The organism is Georgenia sp. SUBG003, from assembly GCF_000715355.2.
GTDB lineage: Bacteria > Actinomycetota > Actinomycetes > Actinomycetales > Actinomycetaceae > Georgenia.
The window spans coordinates 3,482,235-3,506,336 of the sequence record NZ_CP180204.1; the positions used below are offsets into that span (position 1 = coordinate 3,482,235).

The 24,102-nt window shown below is 74.3% G+C and carries 23 protein-coding genes, 1 tRNA gene and 7 pseudogenes; 18 read left to right on the forward strand and 13 right to left on the reverse strand.

Features of this window, described 5'->3' with window-relative positions:
• Nucleotides 1-3 precede the first annotated feature (3 nt).
• Together DA06_RS18195 and DA06_RS18200 are read right to left on the reverse strand one after the other, a co-directional pair.
• Nucleotides 4-264: pseudogene (locus DA06_RS18195) on the reverse strand (response regulator); the annotation flags it as partial.
• Between the two features lie 236 nt (nt 265-500).
• A complete protein-coding gene (locus DA06_RS18200; RefSeq protein WP_418605661.1) occupies nt 501-635 on the reverse strand; it encodes a hypothetical protein in 135 nt (44 codons plus the stop codon).
• 134 nt (nt 636-769) lie between these two features.
• Between DA06_RS18200 and DA06_RS18205 the strand changes: the two are divergent.
• Nucleotides 770-1,066, forward strand: a pseudogene (locus DA06_RS18205) (MFS transporter); the annotation flags it as partial.
• 87 nt (nt 1,067-1,153) lie between these two features.
• Here the strand turns inward: DA06_RS18205 and DA06_RS18210 are convergent.
• Nucleotides 1,154-1,318: pseudogene (locus DA06_RS18210) on the reverse strand (carbohydrate kinase); the annotation flags it as partial.
• 35 nt (nt 1,319-1,353) lie between these two features.
• Nucleotides 1,354-1,800: a CBS domain-containing protein gene (locus DA06_RS18215; RefSeq protein ID WP_043502773.1), complete on the reverse strand. Its 447-nt coding sequence runs from the start codon at nt 1,798-1,800 to the stop codon at nt 1,354-1,356.
• 101 nt (nt 1,801-1,901) lie between these two features.
• On the opposite strand from DA06_RS18215, the pseudogene DA06_RS18220 reads away from it, so the two are divergent.
• From DA06_RS18220 to DA06_RS18230, 3 genes and pseudogenes are all read left to right on the forward strand, one after another.
• Nucleotides 1,902-2,297, forward strand: a pseudogene (locus DA06_RS18220) (siderophore-interacting protein); the annotation flags it as partial.
• 140 nt (nt 2,298-2,437) lie between these two features.
• Nucleotides 2,438-2,911: a siderophore-interacting protein gene (locus tag DA06_RS18225; protein ID WP_418605662.1), complete on the forward strand. Its 474-nt coding sequence runs from the start codon at nt 2,438-2,440 to the stop codon at nt 2,909-2,911.
• Nucleotides 2,912-2,928: 17 nt separating this feature from the next.
• Nucleotides 2,929-3,973 (forward strand): annotated as a pseudogene (locus DA06_RS18230) (FecCD family ABC transporter permease).
• A gap of 571 nt (nt 3,974-4,544) precedes the next feature.
• Here DA06_RS18230 and glgA read toward each other — a convergent pair.
• Nucleotides 4,545-5,771, reverse strand: coding sequence for a glycogen synthase (gene glgA, locus DA06_RS18235; RefSeq protein WP_043502777.1), 1,227 nt, complete (start codon nt 5,769-5,771; stop codon nt 4,545-4,547).
• Between the two features lie 154 nt (nt 5,772-5,925).
• Between glgA and DA06_RS18240 the strand changes: the two are divergent.
• Nucleotides 5,926-7,167 (forward strand): annotated as a pseudogene (locus DA06_RS18240) (glucose-1-phosphate adenylyltransferase).
• Nucleotides 7,168-7,265: 98 nt separating this feature from the next.
• Entirely contained in the window at nt 7,266-8,099 is an 834-nt protein-coding gene (gene serB, locus DA06_RS18245) for a phosphoserine phosphatase SerB (RefSeq protein WP_418605664.1), read from the forward strand.
• 72 nt (nt 8,100-8,171) lie between these two features.
• Here the strand turns inward: serB and DA06_RS18250 are convergent, their stop codons facing one another.
• From DA06_RS18250 to cadA, 3 genes are all read right to left on the reverse strand, one after another.
• Nucleotides 8,172-8,333 carry a hypothetical protein gene (locus tag DA06_RS18250; protein ID WP_418605665.1) on the reverse strand — a complete coding sequence of 54 codons (162 nt, stop codon included), beginning with the start codon at nt 8,331-8,333 and terminating at the stop codon, nt 8,172-8,174.
• 109 nt (nt 8,334-8,442) lie between these two features.
• The gene (locus DA06_RS18255) at nt 8,443-9,003 is read right to left on the reverse strand and encodes a dihydrofolate reductase family protein (protein ID WP_043502780.1); all 561 of its coding nucleotides are present in this window, start codon (nt 9,001-9,003) and stop codon (nt 8,443-8,445) included.
• Nucleotides 9,004-9,375: 372 nt separating this feature from the next.
• Nucleotides 9,376-10,587 carry a cadmium family heavy metal-translocating P-type ATPase gene (gene cadA / locus DA06_RS18260; RefSeq protein ID WP_418605666.1) on the reverse strand — a complete coding sequence of 404 codons (1,212 nt, stop codon included), beginning with the start codon at nt 10,585-10,587 and terminating at the stop codon, nt 9,376-9,378.
• Nucleotides 10,588-10,915: 328 nt separating this feature from the next.
• Here cadA and DA06_RS18265 point away from each other — a divergent pair, with 328 nt between their 5' ends.
• From DA06_RS18265 to DA06_RS18275, 3 genes and pseudogenes are all read left to right on the forward strand, one after another.
• The gene (locus tag DA06_RS18265; protein WP_418605667.1) at nt 10,916-12,136 is read left to right on the forward strand and encodes an MFS transporter; all 1,221 of its coding nucleotides are present in this window, start codon (nt 10,916-10,918) and stop codon (nt 12,134-12,136) included.
• Nucleotides 12,137-12,285: 149 nt separating this feature from the next.
• Nucleotides 12,286-13,138: pseudogene (gene efeU / locus DA06_RS18270) on the forward strand (iron uptake transporter permease EfeU).
• A gap of 80 nt (nt 13,139-13,218) precedes the next feature.
• Nucleotides 13,219-13,614: a cupredoxin domain-containing protein gene (locus tag DA06_RS18275; RefSeq protein ID WP_043502794.1), complete on the forward strand. Its 396-nt coding sequence runs from the start codon at nt 13,219-13,221 to the stop codon at nt 13,612-13,614.
• Nucleotides 13,615-13,767: 153 nt separating this feature from the next.
• On the opposite strand, the gene DA06_RS18280 is transcribed toward DA06_RS18275, so the two are convergent.
• Together DA06_RS18280 and DA06_RS18285 are read right to left on the reverse strand one after the other, a co-directional pair.
• Nucleotides 13,768-13,840 (reverse strand) — tRNA-Ala (locus DA06_RS18280).
• A gap of 102 nt (nt 13,841-13,942) precedes the next feature.
• Nucleotides 13,943-14,308 (reverse strand): hypothetical protein, encoded by a 366-nt coding sequence (locus DA06_RS18285; RefSeq protein WP_418605668.1) that lies wholly within the window; start codon nt 14,306-14,308, stop codon nt 13,943-13,945.
• Between the two features lie 148 nt (nt 14,309-14,456).
• On the opposite strand from DA06_RS18285, the gene DA06_RS18290 reads away from it, so the two are divergent.
• Nucleotides 14,457-16,109: a 4Fe-4S dicluster domain-containing protein gene (locus tag DA06_RS18290; protein WP_418605670.1), complete on the forward strand. Its 1,653-nt coding sequence runs from the start codon at nt 14,457-14,459 to the stop codon at nt 16,107-16,109.
• 45 nt (nt 16,110-16,154) lie between these two features.
• On the opposite strand, the gene DA06_RS18295 is transcribed toward DA06_RS18290, so the two are convergent.
• From DA06_RS18295 to DA06_RS18305, 3 genes are read right to left on the reverse strand one after another with little or no spacing between them, the layout of a single operon-like run.
• Complete coding sequence (locus DA06_RS18295; RefSeq protein WP_052436945.1) at nt 16,155-16,601, reverse strand: methyltransferase family protein; 447 nt, start codon at nt 16,599-16,601, stop codon at nt 16,155-16,157.
• Nucleotide 16,602: 1 nt separating this feature from the next.
• Entirely contained in the window at nt 16,603-17,028 is a 426-nt protein-coding gene (locus tag DA06_RS18300) for a VOC family protein (protein WP_043502805.1), read from the reverse strand.
• Nucleotides 17,029-17,063: 35 nt separating this feature from the next.
• Nucleotides 17,064-17,876, reverse strand: a complete 813-nt coding sequence (locus DA06_RS18305; RefSeq protein ID WP_418605672.1) for a DNA glycosylase AlkZ-like family protein — start codon at nt 17,874-17,876, stop codon at nt 17,064-17,066.
• A gap of 20 nt (nt 17,877-17,896) precedes the next feature.
• Between DA06_RS18305 and DA06_RS18310 the strand changes: the two genes are divergently transcribed.
• From DA06_RS18310 to DA06_RS18345, 8 genes are all read left to right on the forward strand, one after another.
• Nucleotides 17,897-18,856: a glycosyltransferase gene (locus tag DA06_RS18310; RefSeq protein ID WP_043502813.1), complete on the forward strand. Its 960-nt coding sequence runs from the start codon at nt 17,897-17,899 to the stop codon at nt 18,854-18,856.
• Nucleotides 18,853-20,106 carry a glycosyltransferase family 4 protein gene (locus DA06_RS18315; RefSeq protein ID WP_052436946.1) on the forward strand — a complete coding sequence of 418 codons (1,254 nt, stop codon included), beginning with the start codon at nt 18,853-18,855 and terminating at the stop codon, nt 20,104-20,106. Before DA06_RS18310 ends, DA06_RS18315 begins: the two co-directional genes overlap by 4 nt.
• Nucleotides 20,103-20,792 carry a D-sedoheptulose-7-phosphate isomerase gene (locus DA06_RS18320; RefSeq protein WP_418605673.1) on the forward strand — a complete coding sequence of 230 codons (690 nt, stop codon included), beginning with the start codon at nt 20,103-20,105 and terminating at the stop codon, nt 20,790-20,792. The genes DA06_RS18315 and DA06_RS18320 overlap by 4 nt, the downstream gene beginning before the upstream one ends.
• A gap of 127 nt (nt 20,793-20,919) precedes the next feature.
• On the forward strand, nt 20,920-21,285 hold the full coding sequence (locus tag DA06_RS18325; protein ID WP_418605674.1) for an FGGY-family carbohydrate kinase: 366 nt from the start codon (nt 20,920-20,922) through the stop codon (nt 21,283-21,285).
• A gap of 1 nt (nt 21,286) precedes the next feature.
• A complete protein-coding gene (locus DA06_RS18330) occupies nt 21,287-21,958 on the forward strand; it encodes a transaldolase family protein (protein ID WP_052436947.1) in 672 nt (223 codons plus the stop codon).
• A 10-nt stretch (nt 21,959-21,968) separates the two neighbouring features.
• Nucleotides 21,969-22,391 carry an RbsD/FucU domain-containing protein gene (locus DA06_RS18335; RefSeq protein WP_043502822.1) on the forward strand — a complete coding sequence of 141 codons (423 nt, stop codon included), beginning with the start codon at nt 21,969-21,971 and terminating at the stop codon, nt 22,389-22,391.
• A 68-nt stretch (nt 22,392-22,459) separates the two neighbouring features.
• Nucleotides 22,460-23,263 carry a hypothetical protein gene (locus DA06_RS18340; protein WP_418605675.1) on the forward strand — a complete coding sequence of 268 codons (804 nt, stop codon included), beginning with the start codon at nt 22,460-22,462 and terminating at the stop codon, nt 23,261-23,263.
• On the forward strand, nt 23,233-24,099 hold the full coding sequence (locus DA06_RS18345; protein ID WP_418605676.1) for a hypothetical protein: 867 nt from the start codon (nt 23,233-23,235) through the stop codon (nt 24,097-24,099). Before DA06_RS18340 ends, DA06_RS18345 begins: the two co-directional genes overlap by 31 nt.
• The last annotated feature ends 3 nt before the right edge of the window (nt 24,100-24,102 follow it).

Sequence of the window (24,102 nt, forward strand, 5' to 3'; positions counted from 1 at the left end):
GCCCGCGTCCAGACCGAGGAGCGTGTCGATCTCCTCCGCCCGGCCCGTGAGCATGACGAGGTAGGTGCTGGAGAACGTGCGGATCCTGCGGGCGACCTCGAAGCCGTCGATGTCCGGCAGGGAGATGTCCAGCGTCGTCACCAGCGGCCGGTGGGCGCGCACGAGCTCAACGCCCTCCGCGCCGGCGCCGGCCGAGCGCACGGCAAAGCCGGCCTGTGCGAGGGTGGCCTCGAGCAGGAACCGGATGTCGGCGTCGTCCTCGATGACGACAGCCGTCCGGGGGGGCGTCGTTCTCCGTCACGGTGTGAAACTAACAACAAACGCCGACATTCGGGCGGGACCCGTCGAGAACTGGCCCGGCGAATTGGGCAAGCCCTGACCCCGGTGCCGTCGAGGTGGGCGCCGGGCGGGGGAACCGGCCCCTCGTGCCGTCGCCGTTCGCGACGTGGCCGCCGCGTCCGGCCCTCCGTGCCGGCACGGGATGATGGCGGCACCATGCCTCACACCTCATCCCGCACGGTCCGCTCCGGCGATCCGTACGACGCCCCGATGTTCCCGCTGCGCACCGTGGTCCTCGGCGCGTTCGCGCCGTCGCTGATCTTCGAGATCGGCCTCGGGGCGATGCTGCCGATCATCGCGCCGACGGCGGTCGGGCTCGGCGCCGACCTCGCGCTCGCGGGCGTGCTCGCGGCCCTGCTCCCCGTCGGGCAGATCCTCGCCGACCTCCCGGCGGGGGGCGCTGGCGGCCCGTGTCGGGGACCGCTACGCGATGATCCTCGCCGGGTTCGTCGCCGCGCTCGCCTTCGCCGGCGCGGCGTTCGCGCCCGGCCTTGTCACCCTCGGCGTCGCGGTCCTCGCGACGGGGGCTGCCTCGGCGGTGTTCAACCTGGCGCGGCACTCCTACCTCACCGCGGTCACCCCGCCGCTGCGACGGGCACGCGTGCTGTCCACGCTGGCCGGGGTCCACCGCATCGGGCAGTTCCTCGGACCGTTCGTCGGCGCGCTGGTGATCCACGGCGGTGAGGTCCGCAGCGCCTACCTCCTCGGTGTCGCCACCGCTGCCGCCGCCACGCTCACGCTGGTGCTCGTGCGCGAGACGGCGCCGGGGGGAGCGGCCGGACGGGGCGGCCCGCAGCGCGGTGACGAGCGTCGTCGGTGCGCCGAGGGCGGCGGCCGTGCGGGCGGCGTTGGCGGCCGGACCGCCGACCTCGACGGCCAGGGAGCGCGCCACGACCTTCTCGTCGGGTCCGGGAACGTGGTCGACCACCTGGGTGACGTCGATGGTCGTCAGGCCGCAGCACACCACAGTCGCTCCCACAGCCCCGATGGTGGCACGCGCCGGCGCCGCGGGCGTCAGCGGGGCGCCGGGCGCCCCTGCTGGACGTAGTCGACCAGCTGGTCGCGCTCGTCCTGCAGCTCGTCGAGCCGCTGCTTGACGATGTCGCCGATGCTGACGATGCCGGCCAGCCGGCCGTCCACCACGACGGGGAGGTGCCGGACGCGCCGGTCCGTCATCGTGCGGGCGAGGCTCTCGGTGTCGTCCTCGGGGCTGCAGACGGCGACCTCGGTCGTCATGATCGCGCCGACCTTCTCCTCGAGGGGCGGGACGGTCGCGCGCCGCAGGTGCACGACGACGTCCCGTTCGCTGACGATGCCGTCCACCCGGCCGTCGGAGTCGGACACGACCACCGCGCCGATGCGTCGTTCCACCAGCAGGTCGAGGAGCTCGGCGACCGTCGCATCGCGGCGGACGGTGACGACGTCGTCACCCTTGCGGCGTAGCACGTCGGAGATGCGCATACCCGACGGTACTGCAGCTGTGACCCAGGTCACGGGGCGACGACGGGGCAAAGTAGCCGGGCTATTTACGACACGCCTATGTCGCGTTATATGGTTAGGCAATGCTTACCTCAGCGGCGCAGGTCACCGCGCGGGACGGGATCGTCAAGGACGACCGGCCCGCGTACCGGCCGTTCGCCGTCCGCGTCGCCCGGGTGACCCCGCTGACACCGCACTTCACGCGCGTGACCTTCACCGGCGAGGAGCTGCGGTGGTTCGGCACCGACCGGCTCGACCAGCGGGTCAAGGTGCTCCTTCCGCTGCCGGACGGCCGGCTCTCCGACGTCGGTGCGCGGGACCCCGGGGCGCTGCGTGACGGCACCTGGTACGCGCGCTGGCGCGACCTGCCGGAGGACGGGCGCAGCCCTATGCGGACCTACACCGTGCGCGACGTGCGGCCCGAGCGGCGCGAGGTCGACGTCGACATGGTCCTGCACGACGACGGCGGTCCCGCCGCGCGGTGGGCGGCGGCCGCCGCGCCCGGCGACGAGGTGATCCTCGTCGGGCCCGACGGTGCGCTCCCGCGAGTCCCGCATCGGCATCGACTGGGCGCCCGGCAGCGCGACGGAGCTCCTCCTCGCCGGGGACGAGACCGGCGGTGCCCGCCATCTGCTCGATCCTCGAGACCCTGCCCGCGGGCCGCCGGGCGCGGGCCTACGTCGAGGTCCCCGACGCCGAGGACGTGCTCGACGTCGCCCTGCCCGAGCACGCACGGATCACCTGGCTGCCCCGCGCCGGCCGCGCGCACGGCGACCTGCTCGTCCCGGCCGTGCGCGAGTGGATCGGTGCCAACGCCCGCGTGGTCGAGTCCGCCCTCGCCTCCGACGCGCAGACCCTGGAGGACGTCGACGTCGACAGCGAGATCCTCTGGGACTCCCCGGTGGTCCGCGTGCTCCCGCACGACCGGTGCGGGCGTGGGGCACGCTGCGGCAGCGAGTTCTACGCGTGGTTCGCCGGGGAGGCCGGCACGATCAGGACCCTGCGGCGCCTGCTGGTCTCCGAGGCAGGCGTGTGCCGCCGCCGGGTCGCCTTCATGGGGTACTGGCGCCTCGGCCGGGCCGAGGGCCAGTAGCGGCGCCCGGCACCGCGATGACCACGACCCTCACCGGGACCGCACCGGCCACGGACGCCGCCCCGGCCCCGCGGCGCGCCGCCGCGCTGGCGGGCGCCGTCGTGCTCCTCGCCCTCGTCGTCCTCGCCTCCCTCGCGCTCGGCGCGCGCGACGTGGCCCCGGGGGACGTCCTGGGCGCGCTCGTGCACCGGGTCCCCGGTAGCACCGACCACGACGTCGTCATGGACCAGCGGGTGCCGCGCACCCTCGTCGGACTCGTGGCCGGCGCCGCCCTCGGCCTCGCCGGGACGATCATGCAGGGCATCACCCGCAACCCCCTGGCCGACCCCGGCCTGCTCGGCGTCAACGCCGGCGCGTCGCTCTGCGTCGTCCTCGCGATCACCCTGCTCGGGGTCTCCAGCCCCGGCGCGTACGTCTGGTTCGCGCTCGCCGGCGCCGCCCTCGCCGCAGCCGTCGTGTACGGCGTCGGCGCGATCGGCCGAGAGGGCGCCACGCCGGTCAAGCTCGCGCTCGCCGGGACCGCCGTGACCGCCGGGGCCACCTCGCTCATCACGGTCCTGCTGATCTCCGACTCCGACACGCTCAACAGCTACCGGCGCTGGGCGGTCGGGTCGCTCGCCGGGCGGGGCACGGACATGCTCGTCCCCCTCGCCCCCTTCCTGGTCGTCGGCGCCGTTCTGGCGCTGGCGACCGGCCGGACCCTCAACCTGCTGGCCATGGGCGACGACGTCGCACGCGGCCTGGGGCAGAACATCCACCTGGCCCGGGCGGTGGCGGCCGCGGCCATCGTCCTCCTCGCCGGGGCGGCGACGGCCCTCGCCGGCCCGATCGTGTTCGTGGGCCTGGTCGTCCCGCACGTCGTCCGGGCGTTCACCGGCCCCGACCACCGTTGGATCCTGCCTTTCTCCGTGGTGCTGGGACCGGTCCTGCTGATCTCCGCGGACGTCGTCGGCCGGCTCGTGGTCCGCCCGGGCGAGCTCGAGGCCGGCATCGTGGTGGCCGTCGTCGGCGCCCCGGTCCGTCATCGCGATCGTGCGACGAGTGAAGCTGGCGGGGCTGTGAGCGCCGGGGGCGCCCGCCGTCCGCTCGGCGGACCTGCTGGACGCCGGCGAGGGCCTGCTCCTGCGCCGCCCCGGCAACCCGGCCGAGCGGTGCGCCGTCGTCGTCCCGGAGCGGGAGGCCTACGGCAGCGTCCTGGAGCCGGGCGAGCTGGTCACCTGGGTCGTCGACCACGACATCACCGAGCATCTTCCCGCGCCGAGCCTGCTGCTCGCGGGGATCGACTCCCTGTCCCAGGCGCGCCGCGAGATCCAGCTCGCCCTGTCCGAGGCTGTCGAAGCCCTCGAGGCGCTCGACGTCGCCCGCGACCGGCCCGACCTCGCCGACGAGCTGCTCGACCTGTCGCTGGCGACCTTCCCCGACGCGCTGCTCCCGCCGCGCCTGGACCCGCGGCGCCTCGACGTGCTGGAGCGGGCGGCGCGCCTGCTGGCCATCGTCGACCTGGCCACGGGCGACGACGGCGCAGCCGTCACCGCCGGCCAGGCCGGCGCCGGGCGGTGGCGCTGGCCAAGGTCGCCCGCTCGGCCCGCCACGCCCTCGCGGCCGCGAGCGCCACGCGAGCGCCGGGCTGAGCTCAGCCCCGCAGCACGCTGTCGTACACCTCGACCGTGCGGTCGGCGATCGCGTCCCAGGAGAAGTGCTCCTCGACACGGCGCCGGGACGCCACGCCCATCTGCTCCGCGCGCCCGGGGTCGGTGACCAGGGCGGTGAGCGCCTCGGCGAGGTCCCGCTCGAACTTCTCCGGGTCGATCGGGGTGCCGGTCCCGTCGTCGGCCTGCTCGATGGGGACCAGGGTGCCGGTCACGCCGTCGTCGATGACCTCCGGGATGCCGCCGGTCGCCGAACCCACGACCGGCAGCCCGACCGCCATGGCCTCGAGGTTGACGATGCCGAGCGGCTCGTAGACGGACGGGCACACGAACACGGTGCCGGCCGCCAGGACGGCCACGAGCTGCGGCCGCGGGAGCATCTCCTCGACCCAGATCACGCCCTGGCGGCGCTCCTGCAGCTTCTCCACCAGGCCGGTCACCTCGGCAGCGATCTCCGGCGTGTCGGGGGCGCCCGCGCACAGGACGATCTGGACGTCCTCCGGCAGTCGCTCGACGGCGCGCAGCAGGTGCGGCAGGCCCTTCTGCCGGGTGATGCGGCCGACGAAGACCACTGTGGGCAGCTCGGGCCGGATGCCCAGCCGGGCGAGGGTGGCGGACGCCGCGTCCCGCTCCTCGTCGGTGGAGGGGCGCTGCCAGCCGTCCAGGTCGATGCCGTTGTGGACCACGCGGACCTTGTCGGGGTCGATCTGCGGGTAGGCGCGCAGGATGTCCTCGCGCATGCCGCCGGAGACGGCGATCACGGCGTCGGCCCCCTCGTACGCGGTGCGCTCGGCCCAGCTCGACAGCGCGTACCCGCCGCCGAGCTGCTCCGCCTTCCACGGGCGCAGCGGCTCGAGGGAGTGGGCCGTGAGCACGTGCGGCACGTCGTTGAGGAGCGCGCCGAGGGTGCCGGCGAGGTTGGCGTACCAGGTGTGGGAGTGCACCAGGTCGGTGCCGGCGAGGTCCGCAGCGATCGTCAGGTCCGTGCCGAACGTGCGCAGCGCGGCGTTGGCGCCCCGGAGCTCGGGGAGGTCGTCGTAGCCGGTGACCGGCACACCGGACCCGTCGGCGCCCTCCGCGCGGGGGCCGTCGAACGCGTGGACGCGCACGTCCACGCTGCCGCGCAGCACCCGCGCCAGCTCGGTCACGTGCACGCCCGCGCCGCCGTAGACGTGCGGCGGGTACTCACGGGTGAGGAGGTCGACCCTCATGCTTCCTGCTTTCTTCGACGGGCGGGAGACCGGTGACCCCGGCGCACCGGTGCGACGGGTCCAGCATGCCTGGTCCGGCCATGGTCCAACGCGACACGAGGCAATTTACCGCCATCGGACGACGGAGGACGCGGACCGGCCCTAAGGTCGGGGCATGGCAGCCCCACGCGTCCTCGCGATAGTCCTGGCCGGCGGCGAGGGAAAGCGGCTCATGCCGCTGACCGTCGACCGCGCTAAGCCCGCGGTGCCGTTCGGGGGCATCTACCGCCTCATCGACTTCGCCCTGTCCAACATCGTCAACTCGGGCTACCTCCGGGTCGTCGTGCTGACGCAGTACAAGTCGCACAGCCTGGACCGGCACATCGCCAAGACGTGGCGGATGTCGAACCTGCTCGGCAACTACGTCGCCCCGGTCCCCGCGCAGCAGCGCGTGGGCAAGCACTGGTTCCTCGGCAGCGCCGACGCCGTCTACCAGTCCCTCAACCTCATCGACGACGAGCGGCCCGACATCGTCGTCATCGTGGGCGCGGACAACATCTACCGCATGGACTTCTCCCAGATGGTGGAGCAGCACATGGACTCCGGCTTCCCGCTCACGGTGGCGGGCATCAGGCAGCCGCTGTCCCTGGCGGACCAGTTCGGGGTCATCCAGGCCGACGCGGACAACCCCCACAAGATCGGCGAGTTCCTCGAGAAGCCGACCGACGCCTCGGGCTGACCGACTCCCCCCGACGAGATTCTCGCCTCGATGGGCAACTACGTCCTCGACGCCGACGCGCTCGTCGAGGCCGTCACCGCCGACGCCAAGGACGAGTCCTCCAAGCACGACATGGGCGGCTCGATCGTCCCGGCGTTCGTGAACGACGGCGCCGCGGGCCTGTACGACTTCACCTTCAACGACGTGCCCGGGTCCACCGACCGTGACCGCAACTACTGGCGCGACGTCGGCACGGTGGACGCCTACTACGAGGCCAACCAGGACCTCATCTCCGTCTACCCGGTCTTCAACCTCTACAACGACTCCTGGCCGCTCTTCACCGGCTACACGGGGCTGCCGCCGGCCAAGTTCGTCTACGCCCACCGCGAGCGCCTGGGGCACGCCCTGGACTCGATCGTCTCCCCCGGGGTGATCGTCTCCGGCGGCGAGGTCATCGGCTCCGTCCTCTCACCCGGTACCCGGGTGAACTCGTGGTCCTCGATCCGGGACTCGGTGCTCTTCGACGGGGTCGACGTCGGCCGCAACGCCACCGTCAACCGCGCGATCCTCGACAAGAACGTCAGCGTCGAGCCGGGCGCCCAGGTGGGGATCGACCACGAGCACGACCTCGCCCGCGGCTTCACCGTCACCGAGTCGGGCATCACCGTGGTGCCGAAGGGCTGGACGGTCGAGCGCTGAGACGACGGCGGACCGTAGGGTTCCGGGCGTGAGCTCTCCCGCGCCCTCCGACGTCCGCGCCGGCCTGGTCTCCCCCCCGTCCCGTCCCCGAGTCCCTGGTGACCCACGCGACGGCGGTGCTCTCCCGCGTGGCCGACGGCGTCACCGTCACCGACACGTCGCGGGACGGCTGGTTCGGCCTCGCCCTCACCGGCACGCTGCGGCCCCGGCACGAGCGCCGACGCGGCCTCCGCCGAGCTGCGGGGGCCGGCGACGGCCCTCGGCGTGGACGTCGCCGTCACCGCGGGCCCGCTCGCCTCCGACGCGTCGGGCTGCTCGTCACCGACGTCGACTCGACCCTCATCACCGCCGAGGTCATCGAGCTGCTGGCCGAGCACGCCGGCACCCGCGAGGAGGTCGCGGCCGTCACGGAGCGGGCGATGCGCGGCGAGCTCGACTTCGCCGCCAGCCTGCGCGAGCGCGTCGCCACGCTGGCCGGCCTGGACACCGGCGTCCTGGAGGAGGTGCGCGCCCGGGTGTCCCTCACTCCCGGCGCCCGCGAGCTGGTGGCCGCGGTCCACGACGCCGGCGGGAGCGTCGGCGTCGTCTCCGGGGGCTTCGCCGAGGTCGTCGAGCCCCTGGCGGCCTCCCTCGGGATCGAGCACGTGGTGGCCAACCGCCTGGAGGTCGAGGACGGCCGGTTCACCGGCCGGACCACCGGCCCGGTGGTCGACCGCGCCGCGAAGGAGCGCCACCTGCGCGCATGGGCCGAGGCGGACGGCGTGACCCTGGGCCGGGTGGTGGCCGTGGGCGACGGCGCGAACGACCTGGACATGCTCGGCGCCGCCGGCCTCGGGGTGGCGTTCTGCGCCAAGCCGGTGGTCCAGCGGCAGGCCCACGCGGCCGTCGGCTTCCCGCGCCTCGACGCGGTGCTGGGCCTGCTTGGCCGCTGAGGCGGTCGGGTCGCCGGGGCCGGACGTGGAACGCCGGACCGGTCGGACCGGCCCGGCGTCGCCTGGCGCAGGTCAGCGCGTCTTCTCGAGCTGCTCCTCGACCATCTCGGTCGGGACCTCGGACGGTACCTCGGTGGTGCCCTCCGCCGGCCTCTCGGCCGGAGCGCTCTCACGGGCGCGGCGTTCCCGCTCCCTCTCGGCCCAGCGTTCGGTGTAGTACCGGTCGTAGCACATCGCGGTCTCCTTCCTGCGGGGCATCTCCGATTGTCCCCCCGCGGCGCGGAACGCACCAGGGCGGGCGACCGCCGTCGGGCGTGCGGGAACGGAGCGTCTTCGGGGCCCGTCAGTGCCGCACGTCGTAGGTGAGGTGAGCGAACTGTCCGAACTGCTGCACGCTCCGCAGCGACAGCGCGTCGGGGCCGATGCGCCGCGGGAGCAGCGGCGCACCGGACGGCACCGTGGCCGGCGCGAAGGACACCTGGATCTCGTCGAGCGCACCGGCCTCCCAGAACTGGCCCACGAGGTCGCCGCCGCCGAGCAGCCAGACGTCCCCGCCGTCCGCCGCCGTGGTGATCTCGCCGAGCGAGTCCGTGACCGCGCCCCGGACGAGGCGGACGTCCGCCCCCTCGGGCCGCGGGAGGTCACGGGAAGTGAAGACGAACGCCGGACGGTCGCCGAGGTAGTCCAGCTGCTGCCAGCGGCCGGGCGTCTCGAGGATCTTCTCCTCGCGCAGCACCCATTCGTAGGTGGTCGAGCCCATCACGTTCACCGCGACCTCGCCGAGCTGGGCCGACAGGTCCGGCATCGCCGAAGACTCCACGGCGAAGAGCCAGGCGAGGGAGTTGTCCTCGTCCGCCAGGAATCCGTTGAGGGTCGAGGCGGTGTAGTAGACGAAGCGCGGCATCGCCCCATCGTGCCGCACGGCGCCCGTGGTGCGGCAGCGTTCGGCACGCGCACGGTTGGCCGCAGGCGTGGTCCGGAACCTGTTGACAGCCACGGGGCGTGCCTGGATGATCCCGGAGGAAAGTGGCAGGAGCGAGCCCGGGCGTCGAGGTGGACGCCGGCTCTCGTGACGGTCCGTCCCCTGCCGACCGAGTGCGCCCGGCGCACCGACTTTCTGGGGGAACGATGACCGAGACACCGGCTCGACGCATGCTCCCGCTGCTGTCCGCCCACCCGGGCGGGCGCTCGGCGCTGACGTGCGAGTACCGCTGCGGGAGTGCCTGCTTCCACGACGCGCCGAACCCGACGACGAACGAGTACTTCGGGGACGTCGTCACCCGTGCCGTCTCCCGGCGCGGGGCCCTGCAGGCCGGAGCGGTCCTCGCGCTCGCCGGCGCCGCCGGGCCGCTGCTCCGGCGAGCTCCTCGACGTCGGCGGCGGCCGGGACGGACAGGCCACGGTCCCGGGCCGCGGTCACGATCGCGGCGGCCAGCGGATGGGAGGAGTACTGCTCGACGGCGGCGGCCAGCGCGAGGAGCTCGTCGGCGCCGAGGCCGTCGGCGAGGTCCACCCGGGCCACGCGCGGCGTGCCGTAGGTGAGGGTGCCGGTCTTGTCGAAGGCCACGGTCCGCACCCGGGAGAGCTGCTCGAGGGTGCCGCCGCCCTTGACGATCACCCCGTTGCGCGCGGAGCGCGACATGCCGGCCATGAACGCGACGGGGGCGGCGATGATGAGCGGGCACGGTGTCGCGACCACGAGGACCTCGGCGAAGCGGGCCGCGTCCCCGGACAGGCCCCAGGCGAGGCCCGCGATGAGGAGTGCGCCCACGGTGAAGGGCACCGCGACGCGGTCGGCCAGCCGCACGAACGGGGCCTTGGAGTCCTGCGCCTCCCGGACCAGCTCGACGATGCGCTGGTACTGCGAGTCCGCGGCGGCGGCGCTGACCCGCACCCGCACGGCCTCGCCGCCGTTGACGGAGCCCGAGAGCAGGTCGTCGCCGCGGCGGCGGTCCACCGGGAGCGACTCCCCGGTGAGGGAGGACTCGTCGAACGTGGCGTCGTCGGAGAGCAGGACGGCGTCGACCGGGACGAGCTCGTGCGGCTTGACGAGCACCTCCTCGCCGACGGCGAGCTCGGTCACCGGCACGTCGAGCACCGTGCCGTCAGCGCGCAACCGGTGGCCCACCTGCGGCGCGCGTTCGAGGAGCGCGGACAGCTCGCGGCGGGCTCGTCCTGCCGCGTAGTCCTCGAGCGCCTCGCCACCGGAGAGCATCAGGCAGACCACGAGCGCCGCCCAGTACTCGCCCACGAGCACCGTGGAGACGATGGCGGTCACGGCCAGGAGGTCGATGCCGTAGGCCCCGGCACGCAGGTCCGCGACCATGCCGCGCGCCTGGAGTGCGGCGACGACCAGCGCGAAGACGGAGATGGTCCACCGTGCCGCGCCCGGGAGACCGGTCAGCTCCAGGACCCCGCCGAGCACGCCCACCAGCAGGGTGGCGGTGACGACCCGGTGGTCGCGCAGGAAGCCGACGACGGTGGCCATACCTCAGTTGTAGGCCTGAAACAGCGTCGTGTATAGCAAGGTAAGGCTCTCCTAGCCGCGAGATTCCGCCGTTTCGAGAGCCTGCGGCCCCCGCCGGGTCCGCCGTCCCTCCCTGCTCCCCAGCACCGGGTCGGCACCCCGCCGCCGACCGTCGCCGCACCGGTCGGTGCAACGCCGCCGACGGCCACCGCACCGGCCGAACGCGGCGCCGCTGACGCCTGCCCGCCCAGGCCGCGGCTACTGTGGGCGGACGCCTGCCAGCGCGCACGGTGCGCCGCCCGCGACGCCCCGCCGGCGTCGTCCCTGCCGAGCGATGGAGCCCGAGAACGTGACCAGCTTCGCCCGCCGTCCCAGCCGGCTCCCCGCTTGGCTGCTCCTTGCGGGCATCCTCCTCGTGGCCGTCAACCTCCGGCCGGCGATCTCGGCCGTGGGTCCGGTGCTCCCGGTGATCGGCGAGGACGTGGGGCTCGGCAGTGCGGCCCTCGGGGCGCTGGCGGCGGTCCCGATCGTCGCGTTCGCCGTCGTCTCGCCCGTGGTGCACCCGCTGGCGCGCCGGTTCGGGGTGGAGCGCACGGTGGCGGCCTCCCTGGTGCTCCTGGCGCTCGGGACGCTCCTGCGCTCGGCCCCCGGCCCGGCTGCCACCCTCTGGATCGGCACCGCGCTGATCGGCGCCACGGTCGCGGTCGGGAACGTGCTGCTCCCCGTGGCGGTGAAGAAGGACTTCCCGCTGCGCGTGCCGGCGACGACGGCCTGGTACGTCGCCGTGCAGAGCGTCTTCGCGGCGACCGCGTCCGGCGTCGCCGTCCCGCTCGCAGACCTCGGCGGCTGGCAGCTCGCTGTCGGCGTCTGGGTGGTGCTGGTCGCGCTCGCCCTGCTCGCGTGGATGCCCCGACTGCGAGCGGCCGGGCGGGTCCGGACGAGCGGAGCGCCCGCACGGCCGAGCGGCCCCGGCGCCGCTGCGCCGTCCACCCCGCGCGGATCTGTCTACCGCCACCGGCTCGCGTGGCTGGTCGCCGCCTACATGGGGCTGCAGTCGACGGTCTTCTACGTGACGCTGAACTGGATGCCGACCGTGGAGCAGGACCTCGGGGTCGATCCGGCGACGGCGGGCTGGCACCTGTTCTCGTTCCTGGCGGTGGGCATCGCCGGGAGCCTGGCCGTGCCGTCGCTCATGCGGGTGGGCGGCGACCAGCGTCTCGCAGCCGTTCTGGTCTCGGTGCTCACCCTGGTCGGGACGGCGGGCATCTGGCTGGTCCCGGGTCTGGTCTGGTTGTGGGTACCCGTGATCGGCCTGGGGACGGGGTCGGCGTTCGTGGTCGCCCTGTCGCTCGTCAGCATGCGGGCCGCGGACCCTGCGACCGCGAGCCAGCTCTCCGCCATGTCCCAGGCCGTGGGGTACGCGATCACCGCCGTCGGCCTCGTGCTCGCCGGCGTGCTGCGTGACCTCGCCGGGCCCGGGGCGTCCGTGCTGCTGCTCATGGCGGTCGTGGCCGTGCTCGTGCTGGCCGTCGGGCTGAGCGTGGGCAGGCCCCGGACGCTGCACGCCTGACCGTCACCGCCGGCCAGGGGCACACGCCTGGACGTAGCACTTTCGGACGCGTTGCCGCCCGAGGCGCGCGCGATATACCGTGCCGCTCAACTTAGGTAAGGCAAACCTCACCCGGACCGCTCGACGGCCCCCCACTCGCCGGGAAAGTCATGTTCGCCAACTTCCTGATCGGGCTGCGTGAAGGGCTCGAGGCGGCCCTCGTCGTCGGCATCCTCGTGGCCTACCTCGTGAAGTCGGGGCGCCGCGACCGGCTGCCCCAGCTGTGGACCGGGATCGGTGTCGCCGTGGCCGCGTCCCTCGGTCTCGGCGCCGCGCTGACCTTCGGACCGCGGAGTCTTAGCTTCCAGGCGCAGGAGGCGGTCGGCGGCTTCCTGTCGATCCTCGCCGTCGGCCTCATCACGTGGATGATCTTCTGGATGGCCAGGGCCGCCCGCCACCTCAAGGGCGACCTGCAGCACAAGCTCGGCGACGCCGTCGACGCGGGCCGGTGGGCCGTGGCGGTCATGGCGACCCTCGCCGTCGGCCGCGAGGGGCTCGAGACGGCGCTGTTCCTCTGGGCCGGCGCGCAGGCGACCGGCACCTCGACCCGTCCGCTGCTCGGCGCGGTGCTGGGACTCGCCCTCGCCGTCGTGCTCGGCTGGCTCGTCTACCACGGTGCGCTGCGCCTCAACCTCAGGGTGTTCTTCTCCTGGACCGGGCTGCTCCTGATCGTGATCGCGGCCGGAGTGCTCGCCTACGGCGTCCACGACCTGCAGGAGGCCGGGATCCTGCCGGGGCTGAACTCGCTGGCCTTCGACGTCTCGGCCCAGGTACCGCCGTCGTCCTGGTACGGCGCGCTGCTGAAGGGCCTCTTCAACTTCTCCCCCCGCCACCACGTGGCTCCAGGCGGTGGCCTGGGTGCTGTACCTGGTGCCCACGCTCTTCCTCTTCGTCCGCGTGGCGTTCCGCGGCCGGGCCGGTACGCCCGCGCGGGCCGCGGCACCGCAGACCGCCGCCGCCTGACGCGCCTCCCCGCCCCTCGTCCGCGGGCCCGTCCGTCCATCCTCCGGGAGCCCCACGTGCCTCGTCCTCGCCGCCGCCTCATGCCGTCCGTGCTCGCCGTCGCGCTCACGCTCCTCGCCGCGGCGTGCACCCCGAACGACCCTGGCGGCCAGGGTGCCACCGGCGCCCCGGACGGCACCGCGGGCTCCGGCACCGCCGGCACCGTCACGGTGACCAGCACCTCCGACTCGTGCGAGCTCTCGGCCCGGACCGCGCCGGAGGGCCGGATCGTCTTCTCGGTCACCAACGACGGCACCGAGCCGACGGAGTTCTACCTCTACGACGAGGACGGGCAGCAGGTCATCGCCGAGGTGGAGAACATCGGCCCCGGCCTCACCCGCGACCTCATCGTCAACGTTCCGGCGGGCATGTACGAGACGGCGTGCAAGCCCGGCATGGTGGGCGACGGCATCCGGGCCCCGTTCACGGTGGAGTAGAAAGGCCGGACGCCGGCACCGGCGCCCACGGACGCAGGACGACGAGCGCCTGGGACCTCGGCGAACTCGGGGAAGTCCCCGGTCCACCGAGCACTCCGAGACCGAAAAAGGTCCTCGACCTGGGCTTTCACCCGGTCAAGGACCTTCCGGAAGTGGAGCTAGGGGGATTCGAACCCCCGACCTTCTCATTGCGAACGAGACGCGCTACCAACTGCGCCATAGCCCCAACGCACTCTCGCGAGTACCGGACCACGATAGCACCGGACCCGCGGGGCACGTGAAATCGGCGGCGCGGATCCTGACGTTGGCTTCGTCACTTTCCGCCCGTTCACTCCCCCGCGGCGCGGCGCCTGGCCAGGACGGCGTCCAGGTCCAGGGTGACCGCGACGGGCTCGTCGACGGGCGCAGGCGCGCTCGCCGGGGAGGCGACGGTCGGGCGCTGCGGCACCGCCGCCGTCGGCGCCGGGTCCTGCGCGAACGGGGCGACGTCGCGGCGCGGCACGTCCTGCTTGAGCGTGTAGGAGGGGGCGGGGACCGGGACGGGCGTCCACGGCCGCTCGTCGGAGACGCTGTCCGCGGCGTCCGGCTCGGTGCCCTCGACCACCGGGACCTCGGCCTCGACCACCTCGGCGTCGACGACGTCCTCGGTCACCACGACGGGCGACGGTGCGACCGGCGCCTCCACCTGGAGCACCGGAGCCTCGAGGTCGTCCTCCCCTGTCCCGTCAGGTGCCCCTGGCCCGTCAGGGGCCGCCGTCCCGCCCGGCGCCCCTGCCCCGTCCGGTGCGCCCGCCGACGCCGCGGCGGAGGCCGCCGACGGGCGGCCGGACTTCCGCTGGCTGATGTCCTCCAACGTCTGCAAGCACTGCACCCACGCCGCGTGCCTCGACGTGTGCCCCACCGGGGCCCTGTTCCGGACGGAGTTCGGCACCGTCGTCGTCCAGGACGACGTCTGCAACGGCTGCGGCTACTGCGTGGCGGCGTGCCCGTTCGGCGTGATCGAGCGCCGGAGCGGACCGGCCGGTGCCCGCGACATCGGCATCGCCCAGAAGTGCACGCTCTGCTACGACCGGCTCGGCGCGGGCCTGGAGCCCGCCTGCGCCAAGGCGTGCCCCACGGACTCGATCCAGTTCGGGGACCTCGACGAGCTGCGTGAACGTGCCGACGCCCGGGTGCGGAGGCTGCGGGACGACGGCGTCGAGGGTGCGCGCCTGTACGGCCACGACCCGGAGGACGGCGTCAGCGGCACCGGTGCCTTCTTCCTGCTGCTCGACGAGCCCGAGGTGTACGGGCTGCCTCCGGACCCGGTCGTGACCACCCGCGACCTGCCGCACATGTTCAACCGGGCCGGCATGGCCGGCCTGGCACTCCTCGCCGGCGCGGCGCTGGCCTTCGTCGGGGGGGCGCCGGTGAGCGGGACGACGGCGGAACGGCCGGACGCGGTTGGACGCTCGGCCGCGGGGGGACGTCCGGATGCAGCCGGTCCGGGCGGGCAAGGCCGAGCCGGGCGACGCCGCACGCACGGCGGCGAGACGGCGATGGTGCCGCCGGCGGAGTTCACCTCGTACTACGGCCGTCAGGTCGTCAAGCCCGCGCCGTGGAAGGGCGAGATCCCCGCCTACATGTTCGCCGGCGGGCTCGCCGCCGGCTCCTCCCTGCTCGCGGCGGGCGCGGACCTGACCGGGCGCGAAGCACTTCGCCGGTCCGGCCGGCTCACCGCGCTCGGGGCGCTCGGCTTCTCCATGGTCGCCCTCGTCCACGACCTGGGCCGTCCCGAGCGGTTCCTCAACATGATGCGCACCGTCAAGGTCACGTCGCCGATGTCGGTGGGCACCTGGATCCTCGCCCTGTACGGCCCGCCCGCCGGTGTCGCCGCCGCCGCGGAGGTCGCCGGCATGGTGCTGCCCCGCAGCACCGCAGCGCCGTTGCGGCTGCTGGCCGCGGCGGGACGGCCCGCCGGGGTCATCGCGGGTGTTCTCGCGCCACCGGTCGCCGCCTACACGGCGGTGCTCCTCTCGGACACCGCCACGCCGTCGTGGCACGAGGCCTACCGGGAGCTGCCCTTCGTGTTCTGCGGCTCCGCGGCCGCGGCCGCCGGCGGGCTCGCTGGCGCCATCGTGCCGGCCGGACAGGCCGGACCGGCGCGGCGCCTGGCGGTCGGCGCCGGCTCCGCCGTCGGTGACGACGCCGGAGCCCGGCTCGAGCTGGAGTCCGCGTGCCGCGCCTTCGAGCGGCTCGGGGCGGCGGCCGACCTGGCCGGGGCCAGGTCCGAGCTCAGGCGCTTCGCGCCCGCAGCGGTAGTCAGCGGTCTGACGCAGCGCGAGGTGGAGGTCCTCCGGCTCGTCGCCACGGGCCGCACCAACCGGGCGATCGCCGCGGAGCTCTTCCTCAGCGAGAAGACGGTCGCGCGGCACCTCAGCAGCATCTTCGCCAAGCTCGACGTCCCGTCCCGCGCCGCTGCGACCGTCTACGCGTACGAGCACGGCCTGGTGTAGCGGCAGCCGCGCGTGCTGGGCGCCTCGGGGAAGGTCTGCGCGCACCTACCGGCGTGGTCGCCCGACGAACCGCGGAGTGCGCGCGGCGTACTCGAGATACGGCCTGCCGAACGCGTCGGCGAGGGCGCTCTCCTCCAGCGTGGACTTCGCCGCGAGGACCCCCGTGAGTGCCGCGGCGGACAGGAGCGGGCCGGGCCTGCGGCGCAGCAGCGCCAGCCCCCACGCTCCGGCGGCCAGACCGACGTAGATCGGGTTCCGGGTCACCGCGTACGCACCGGTCGTGACGAGTCGCGCACCGGCCGGTGGCCGGACGCGTGGCGTGAGGCGGGTGTGCGGGGCGGCACCGGCCAGGGCGAGCACGCCTCCCACGACGATCAGCGACGACGCCGCGACGGTCACCGGGACCGGAAGCTCCCAACGTGCCCTGCCCGGCCACAGCACACCGGTCAGCGCCGCCGCCTGGGCCACGACGAGACCGTCGGACCGTTCCACGTCAGCCCGACGTCCCGAGGAGGGTGGCGCCGTCGCCGGTGACGGTCCAGAACGGGTTGTGGGCGACCTCCCACGCGTTGCCGTCAGGGTCGGTGAAGATGCCGGAGTAGCCGCCCCACCCGGTCGCCGCGCCGCGGCGGCGCACCTGCCCGCCGGCCCCCTCGGCCTCGGCGAGCACGGCGTCGACCTCCGCCGGGCTGCCAACGTTGTGGGCGAGCGTGATGCCGCCCCAGCCGCCGGAGTCGGCAACCCGGGTGTCGGCGGCCAGGGACGCACGGTCCCACAGGGCGACCACCATGCCGCCGGCCTGGTAGAAGACGACGTCCTCAAGGTCCTGCGCGGGGGTCCAGCCGAGCCCGGCGTAGAAGGCGCGGGCCCGCTCCAGGTCCGCGACACCGAGGGTGACCAGGCTCACGCGCTGCTCCATGCCGCGACACTAGCCCACGCCTACGACACACCTGCTCATGCGTGCGGCCCGACGGTCACCCTGCCGACCGCGAGCTCCGGGGTTCCCTCCAGGATCCGGCCGACGCGGTCGACCTCTGCCTCCAGCTCACGCGTGCGTGCCGTGCCGAGCGGGCGGAGCGGCTCCACGGTCACCTCCAGGCGGCGGCCGGAACGGTGGAGGTGCCACACCCCGGCCACCACGCCGTCGACCAGGAGAACGGGGTAGTTGCCCGCCTGACCGCGGCTCAGCGCGCGGTCCGCGGCCCGGCCGGGGAAGAGGAGGTCCCGCGGGTGGGACCCGACGACGTAGGCGTCGAAGTAGGGCAGCAGCCGCACGCCGGGGAGGCTCGCGGCGGTGTCGTCCGAGCACGCGAGCGCCCCTCCGCCGGTGCGTGCGGGCGGCTCCTCGCCGGCCAGCTGCCACAGGAGGCCGAAGCCCTCGAGCGTCACACGTTCGAGGTCGTCGCGGAGCGTCGCGAGCAGCTGGGCGCACCACGCCGTCGGTGCGCCGAGCCACCGCGCGAGGTGCTCGTCCGACGCGGGTCCGTAGGCGTGGAGGTAGGAACGCACGACGAACCTCAGTGCCGTGTCGCGGTCGGGCGACCTGAGACCCGACCGGCCCGGGTGGGTGTACGTGGCGCGCCGGCCACGGTCCGGCCCGAAGACGACGAGGCCGCGGTGCGCGGCGGTGCCCAGGGCCTGCCGCCAGCGGGGCCACCAGCCGCCGAAGGCCGGCAGGACCCCTGCCTGACCGGCGTGCCGGCGGCGGACGTCGTGGCCGCGGTGGCCGCGCTCGCCGGGTCGCCCACGCGAACCGACCCTGCCCACCCGACGGCGGAGGTGCCGGCATGAAGGTCCTGATCTGGCACGTCCACGGCTCGTGGCTGACCCCGTTCGTCCAGGGACCCGACCAGTACCTCGTCCCCGTCCTGCCGGACCGCGGACCCGACGGCCTCGGCCGCGCCCGCACCTGGACGTGGCCGGACACGACCCGGGAGCTCGGCCCGGGCGAGCTGCGCGAGGAGGGGTGCGACGTCGTCGTCCTCCAGCGGCCCCACGAGATCGCGCTCCTCGAGGAGTGGACGGGCCTGCGGGCGGGCGTCGACGTCCCGGCCGTCTACGTCGAGCACAACACCCCGGCCGGGCCGGCGGCCACCACCCGGCACCCGCTCGCGGACCGCTCCGACATCCCGGTCGTCCACGTCACCGACTTCAACGCGCTGATGTGGGACTGCGGCGAGGCGCCGACCACCGTGATCGACCACGGCATCGTCGACCCCGGGTACCGCTACACCGGCGAGGAGGAGCGCCTCGGCGTCGTCGTCAACGAGCCGGTGAGGCGCTGGCGGGTGGCCGGCACCGACGTGCTGCTGCGCATCGCGGACGAGCTGCCCGTCGCCGTGCACGGCATGGGGATGACGGCCCTGGCGGAGCTCGCCCCGCACCTCACGGACCACCTGCACGAGGACGTGCCGCAGGACGCGATGCACGACCTCCTCGCCCGCCACCGCGCCTACCTCCACCCCTACCGGTGGACGTCGCTGGGGCTCTCGCTCCTCGAGGCCATGACGCTCGGGATGCCCGTCCTCGCCCTCGCGAGCACGGCCGCCCCCGAGGCGGTGCCCGCCGACGCGGGCGTGGTGAGCTCCGACCCCGACGTGCTGGCCGCGGCCGCCCGCCGGTGGCTCGCCGACCCCGACGAGGCGCGCGAGCGCGGGCTCGCGGCCCGCAGGCACGCCCTGGACCACTTCGGCCTGGACCGGTTCCTCGCCGACTGGCAGCAGCTGCTGAAGGAGGTAGCACGATGAGGATCGCGATGGTCTCCGAGCACGCCAGCCCGCTCGCCGCCCTGGGCGGGGTGGACGCGGGCGGGCAGAACGTCCATGTCGCCGCGCTCGCGACCGCCCTCGCCGAGGAGGGGCACGTCGTCGAGGTCTACACGCGCCGGGACCGGGCCGACCTGCCGGAACGGGTGCGGATGCACGAGGGGGTGCACGTGGTGCACGTCCCCGCCGGCCCCCCCGAACCGTTGCCGAAGGACGAGCTGCCGCCCTTCATGCCGGCCTTCGGCCGGTGGCTGGCACGGCGGTGGTCGCAGGAGGGGGCGCCCGACGTCGTGCACTCCCACTTCTGGATGTCCGGCCTCGCCGTGCTCGAGGCCACCCGCGCCGTCCCCGTCCCCGTCCCCGTGGTGCACACGTACCACGCGCTCGGCTCGGTCAAGCGCCGCTACCAGGGCGCCGCGGACACCTCGCCGCCCACCCGGATCCGTGACGAGCGCCGGATCGGTCGGTCGGTGGACCTCGTCGTGGCCACGTGCAGCGACGAGGTGGGCGAGCTGCGCCGCCTCGGGGTGCCGGTGTCCCGGCTGCGGGTCGTCCCGTGCGGGGTGGACGTCGAGCACTTCACGCCACGGCCGTCACCGCGGGACGACGCCGCCGACGGTCCGGCCGGGGCCCGCCCTCTGCCGCACCGTCTGCTCACCATCGGCCGGCTCGTCCCGCGCAAGGGCGTGGCCACCATCGTCGAGGCGCTGCCCGCGGTGCCGACGGCGGAGCTGGTCGTCGCGGGCGGGCCGCCCCGGCACGAGGTCGACGCCGACCCGGAGGTCCGGCGGCTCACCGCGCTCGCCGAGGAGCTGGGGGTCGCCGACCGGGTGACGTTCCTCGGCTCGGTCGCCCACGAGGACATGCCGGCCCTGATCCGGCAGGCCGACGTCGTCGTCGCCACGCCCTGGTACGAGCCGTTCGGGATCGTCCCCCTCGAGGCGGCCGCCTGCGGCCGGCCGGTCGTCGGCGCGGCGGTGGGCGGGCTGCTCGACTCCGTGGCCGACGGCGTCACGGGTCTGCTCGTCCCGCCGCAGAACCCGACCGCGCTCGCCGGCGCGCTCGTCACGCTGCTGCACGACGAGGCGCGGCGGGCCAGCTTCGGCATCGCCGCCCGCCGCCGGGCGGTGGAGCTCTTCGCCTGGAGCACGGTCGCGGCCGGGACGCTGGCCGCGTACGAGGCCGCCGCGTACCCCGCGATGTACCCCGCACTGAAGGAGGCATCGGCATGAGCGCGCTCAACGCCCTCGACTGGATCGACGCCCACGAGCACGAGCTCGCCGACGCCCTGGCCTCGCTGCGGTGCAGCTCCGGCACGGTCGCCCGGTGGGGCCGCACGCTCGCGGAGCGGCTCACGGACGGAGGTCGGCTGCTCGCCGCCGGCAACGGCGGCAGCGCGGCGGAGGCCCAGCACCTCACCTCCGAGCTGGTTGGCCGCTTCCTCGAGGAACGCCGCCCCTTCTCCGCGATCTCGCTGTGCGCCGAGAGCTCCTCCGTCACGGCGCTGGTCAACGACTACGGCGTCGACGAGATGTTCGCCCGGCAGGTCCAGGGCCACGGCCGCCCCGGCGACGTGCTGGTGCTGCTCTCGACGTCGGGCAGGAGCCCCAACGTGCTCCGGGCCGCCGAACGGGGCCGGGAGATCGGGCTCGAGGTGTGGGCGATGACCGGCCCCGCTCCGAACCCGCTCGCGGAGCTGAGTCACTCCGCCCTGTGCGTCGAGGCGCCGTCGACGGCGGCCGTCCAGGCCGTGCACCTCGTCGCGATCCACGCGCTGTGCGCCGTCCTGGACGCCGAGCTCGCGGAGCTGTCCGAGCGCCGGATGCTCAGCGAGGCCCCGGTCCCGGAGTCACCCGACGTCGCGGCCACGCCCGCCGTGCCGCTCCGCACCTCCGTCCCCCGCCGGCGGACCGCATGAGCGGGCCGGGGGCCCCACGTCGTCGTCGTGGGCGACGTCGTGCTGGACCGCGACGTCGACGGCCGCGTGGAACGACTCAGCCCCGACGCGCCGGTGCCGGTGGTCGACGTCAGCGGCGTCCGCGAGAGTGCGGACCGCGGGGGCGCGGATCGGGCGGGTCCAGGCGGTCGGCGGCGGCGCCCGTTCGGCCCTCTGGCTGCAGATCCTCGCGGACGTGCTCGCTGTCCCGGTGCTGCGCCGCAGCCTCGACACCGCCGCGAACAGCCTCGGCGCCGCCGTCACCGGCCTGGTCGGGCTGGGGCTGCAGCAGGACTTCTCCGTCGCCCGGTCGCTGACGGAGGTCACCGCCGCCTACGTGCCCGAGCGTGACCCGGCCCTCGGTGAGGACCTGCACGCCCGCTACGAGGCCGCCCGCGACGCCCTGCTGCCCTGGTTCGAGGCGGGCGCCGCAGCCGTCGCCCCGACACCCCACCTGACCGAACGCGGAGCCTGACATGCTCGATCTCTTCCTCGACACCGCCGACCTCGACGCCGCCCGGCCGCTGCTCGCCACCGGGGTCTTCGCCGGCGTGACGACGAACCCCACCCTGCTCGCCCGGGCCGGGGTCACCACGGCGGGCCTGCCCGAGCTGGTCGACCGTCTGCGCGAGGCGGGCGCCGGCACGCTGTTCGTCCAGACCTGGGGCGCCACCACCGAGGAGATGCTGCGCCACGCCCGCGAGGTGCGGGAGGCGAGCGGCGACGTCGGCATCAAGATCCCCGCGAACGCGGCCGGGATCGCCACCACCCGGACGCTGGCAGACCAGGGCGTGACCACGCTCGTCACCGCCGTCTACAACCACGTCCAGGTGCTGCCCGCGATCGCCGCGGGCGCGACCTTCGTGGCGCCCTACGTCGGGCGGATGACCGACAACGGGCGCGACGGCGTCGGCGAGGTGCTGATGATGCAGCGGATCATCGACGGGCTCGGCAGCCCCACCCGCCTTCTGGTCGCCTCCCTGCGCGCGGCGGGCGACGTCGCCCGGCTCGCGGAGGGCGGCGTCGACTGCTTCACCATCGCCCCGCCCATGTGGGAGCAGCTCCTCGCCGAGCCGCTCACCACCGAGGCCGTCCGCGTCTTCGACGACGACGTCGCACGGACCCTGGCCGCAGCCACCGACTCGTGAAAGGACCACGATGCTCCTCGGACCGCTGACCCACCCCGGGCTCGCCGGCACGCTCGCCGCGGCCGGGCACGGCTCGCAGGTGCTGCTCGCCGACGGCAACTACCCGCACTCCACCGGCGCGCGGGAGTCCGTGCCGCGGGTGCACCTCAACCTGCGACCGGGCCTGCTCGACGTGGACCAGGTGCTCGAGGTGCTGCTCGCGGCGGTGCCGGTCGAGGCGGCCGCCGTGATGACGCCGGGGGACGGGCAGGAGGTCCCCGCGCACACCGGCTACCGGGCGGTGCTCGGTGAGGTCGGGTGGCGCGAGCTCGGCCGCCGCGAGTTCTACGACGCCTGCCGCGGGCCGGACCTCGCCCTCGTCGTCGCCACCGGGGACCAGCGCCTGTACGCCAACCTCCTGCTCACCCTCGGCGTACGCGGGCCCGGGAGCTGAGGAGACACGCCGCCCGCGCCGACCGTCACGACCGAACGAAAGCCCGAAGCCCCGACGAAGGAGACCCCGTGACCGCCACGTACGCCTTCCCCGCCCCCGTCGACCTGCCCCAGGCTGAGGAGAAGGTCGTCTACCTCACCACCAGCGGAGACCTGCGCGAGCCCGCCAACGTCGCCGGGTGGGCGACCCAGGAGGCCTTCGAGTCCGTCCTGGCGGCCGCCCTCGGGAACGAGGGCTGGTCCGTGCGCCGCGCCTTCGACGTCGACCCCGGGAGGGGCCACGGGTTCGTCACCTCCCAGCGGCACGGCATCGAGACGTTCCGCAACATCCCGCCCGACGCGCCCGTCATCGTCGCCACCACGATCTGGCAGTACTCCCACCACGTCCTGCCCGGCCTGCGCACCCACCGCGGTCCCATCCTCACCGTGGCGAACTTCGCGCCCGACTGGCCGGGTCTGGTGGGCCTGCTCAACCTCAACGCCTCCCTGACCAAGGCTCGGGTGCCGTACTCGACCACGTGGACGGTGGACGGAAAGGACGAGTGGTTCCTCGCCTGCCTGCGGACCTGGTTGGAGACCGGCACCCTCGAGCACGACACCTCCCACGTGCGTGACCTGCCCGCCCTGCCCGAGACGGAGGAGGTCCGGCTGGGCCGCGCCCTCGCGGAGCAGCTGCGTACCGAGAAGGCGATCATGGGTGTCTTCGACGAGGGCTGCATGGGCATGTACAACGCCATCATCGACGACGAGCTGCTCAATCCCCTCGGCATCTACAAGGAGCGCCTCTCGCAGTCCGAGCTGTGGGCGCAGATGCAGACGGTCCCCGACGACGAGCGCGTGCGGTGGGGGAGTGGCTCACCGACGCGGGCATGACGTTCCGGTTCGGCTCCGACCCCGACACCGAGCTCACCGAGGACCAGGTGATGTGGCAGTACAAGATGTACGTCGCCGCCCTGCGCCTCTCCGACGACTTCGGCCTAGACGCGGTGGGCATCCAGTACCAGCAGGGGCTGAAGAACGTCTGCCCCGCGTCCGACCTCGTCGAGGGGCTGCTCAACAACGTGGCGCGCCCGCCGGTGACCAGCCGCGACGGCAGCCGCGTCCTCTACGAGGGGCAGGCGCTGCCGCACTTCAACGAGGTGGACGAGGGCGTCGCCGTCGACGCCCTCGTCACGAACCGGGTGTGGACGGCGATGGGGCTCGACCCGGCGAACACCCTGCACGACGTGCGGTGGGGCGAGGAGTACGACGGCCGGTTCGTGTGGGTCTACGAGATCTCCGGCTCCGTCCCGCCGTCGCACTTCGCCGGCGGTTACGCCGACGCCGAGGGCTGGCGGCAGTCCCCGGTCTTCTTCCCCAAGGGCGGCGCCACCATCAAGGGGGTGTCGAAGCCGGGCGAGATCGTCTGGTCCCGGGTCTACGTCGAGGGCGGCGAGCTGCACGTCGACCTCGGCCGGGCCGACGTCGTCGAGCTGCCCGAGGAGGAGTCCGAGCGGCGCTCGAGGCTGACCAACCCGGAGTGGCCCATCGCCCACGTCGTGCTCCGCGGCATCACCCGCGACCAGTTCATGGCCCGGCACAAGGCCAACCACGCCCAGGTGGTCTACGCCCCCGACGCCGAGGCCGCCGACAAGGCTCTCACCGCCAAGGCGGCCATGTTCGACGCCCTGGGCGTCCACGTCCACCTCTGCGGCGACGTCAACCTCTGACCC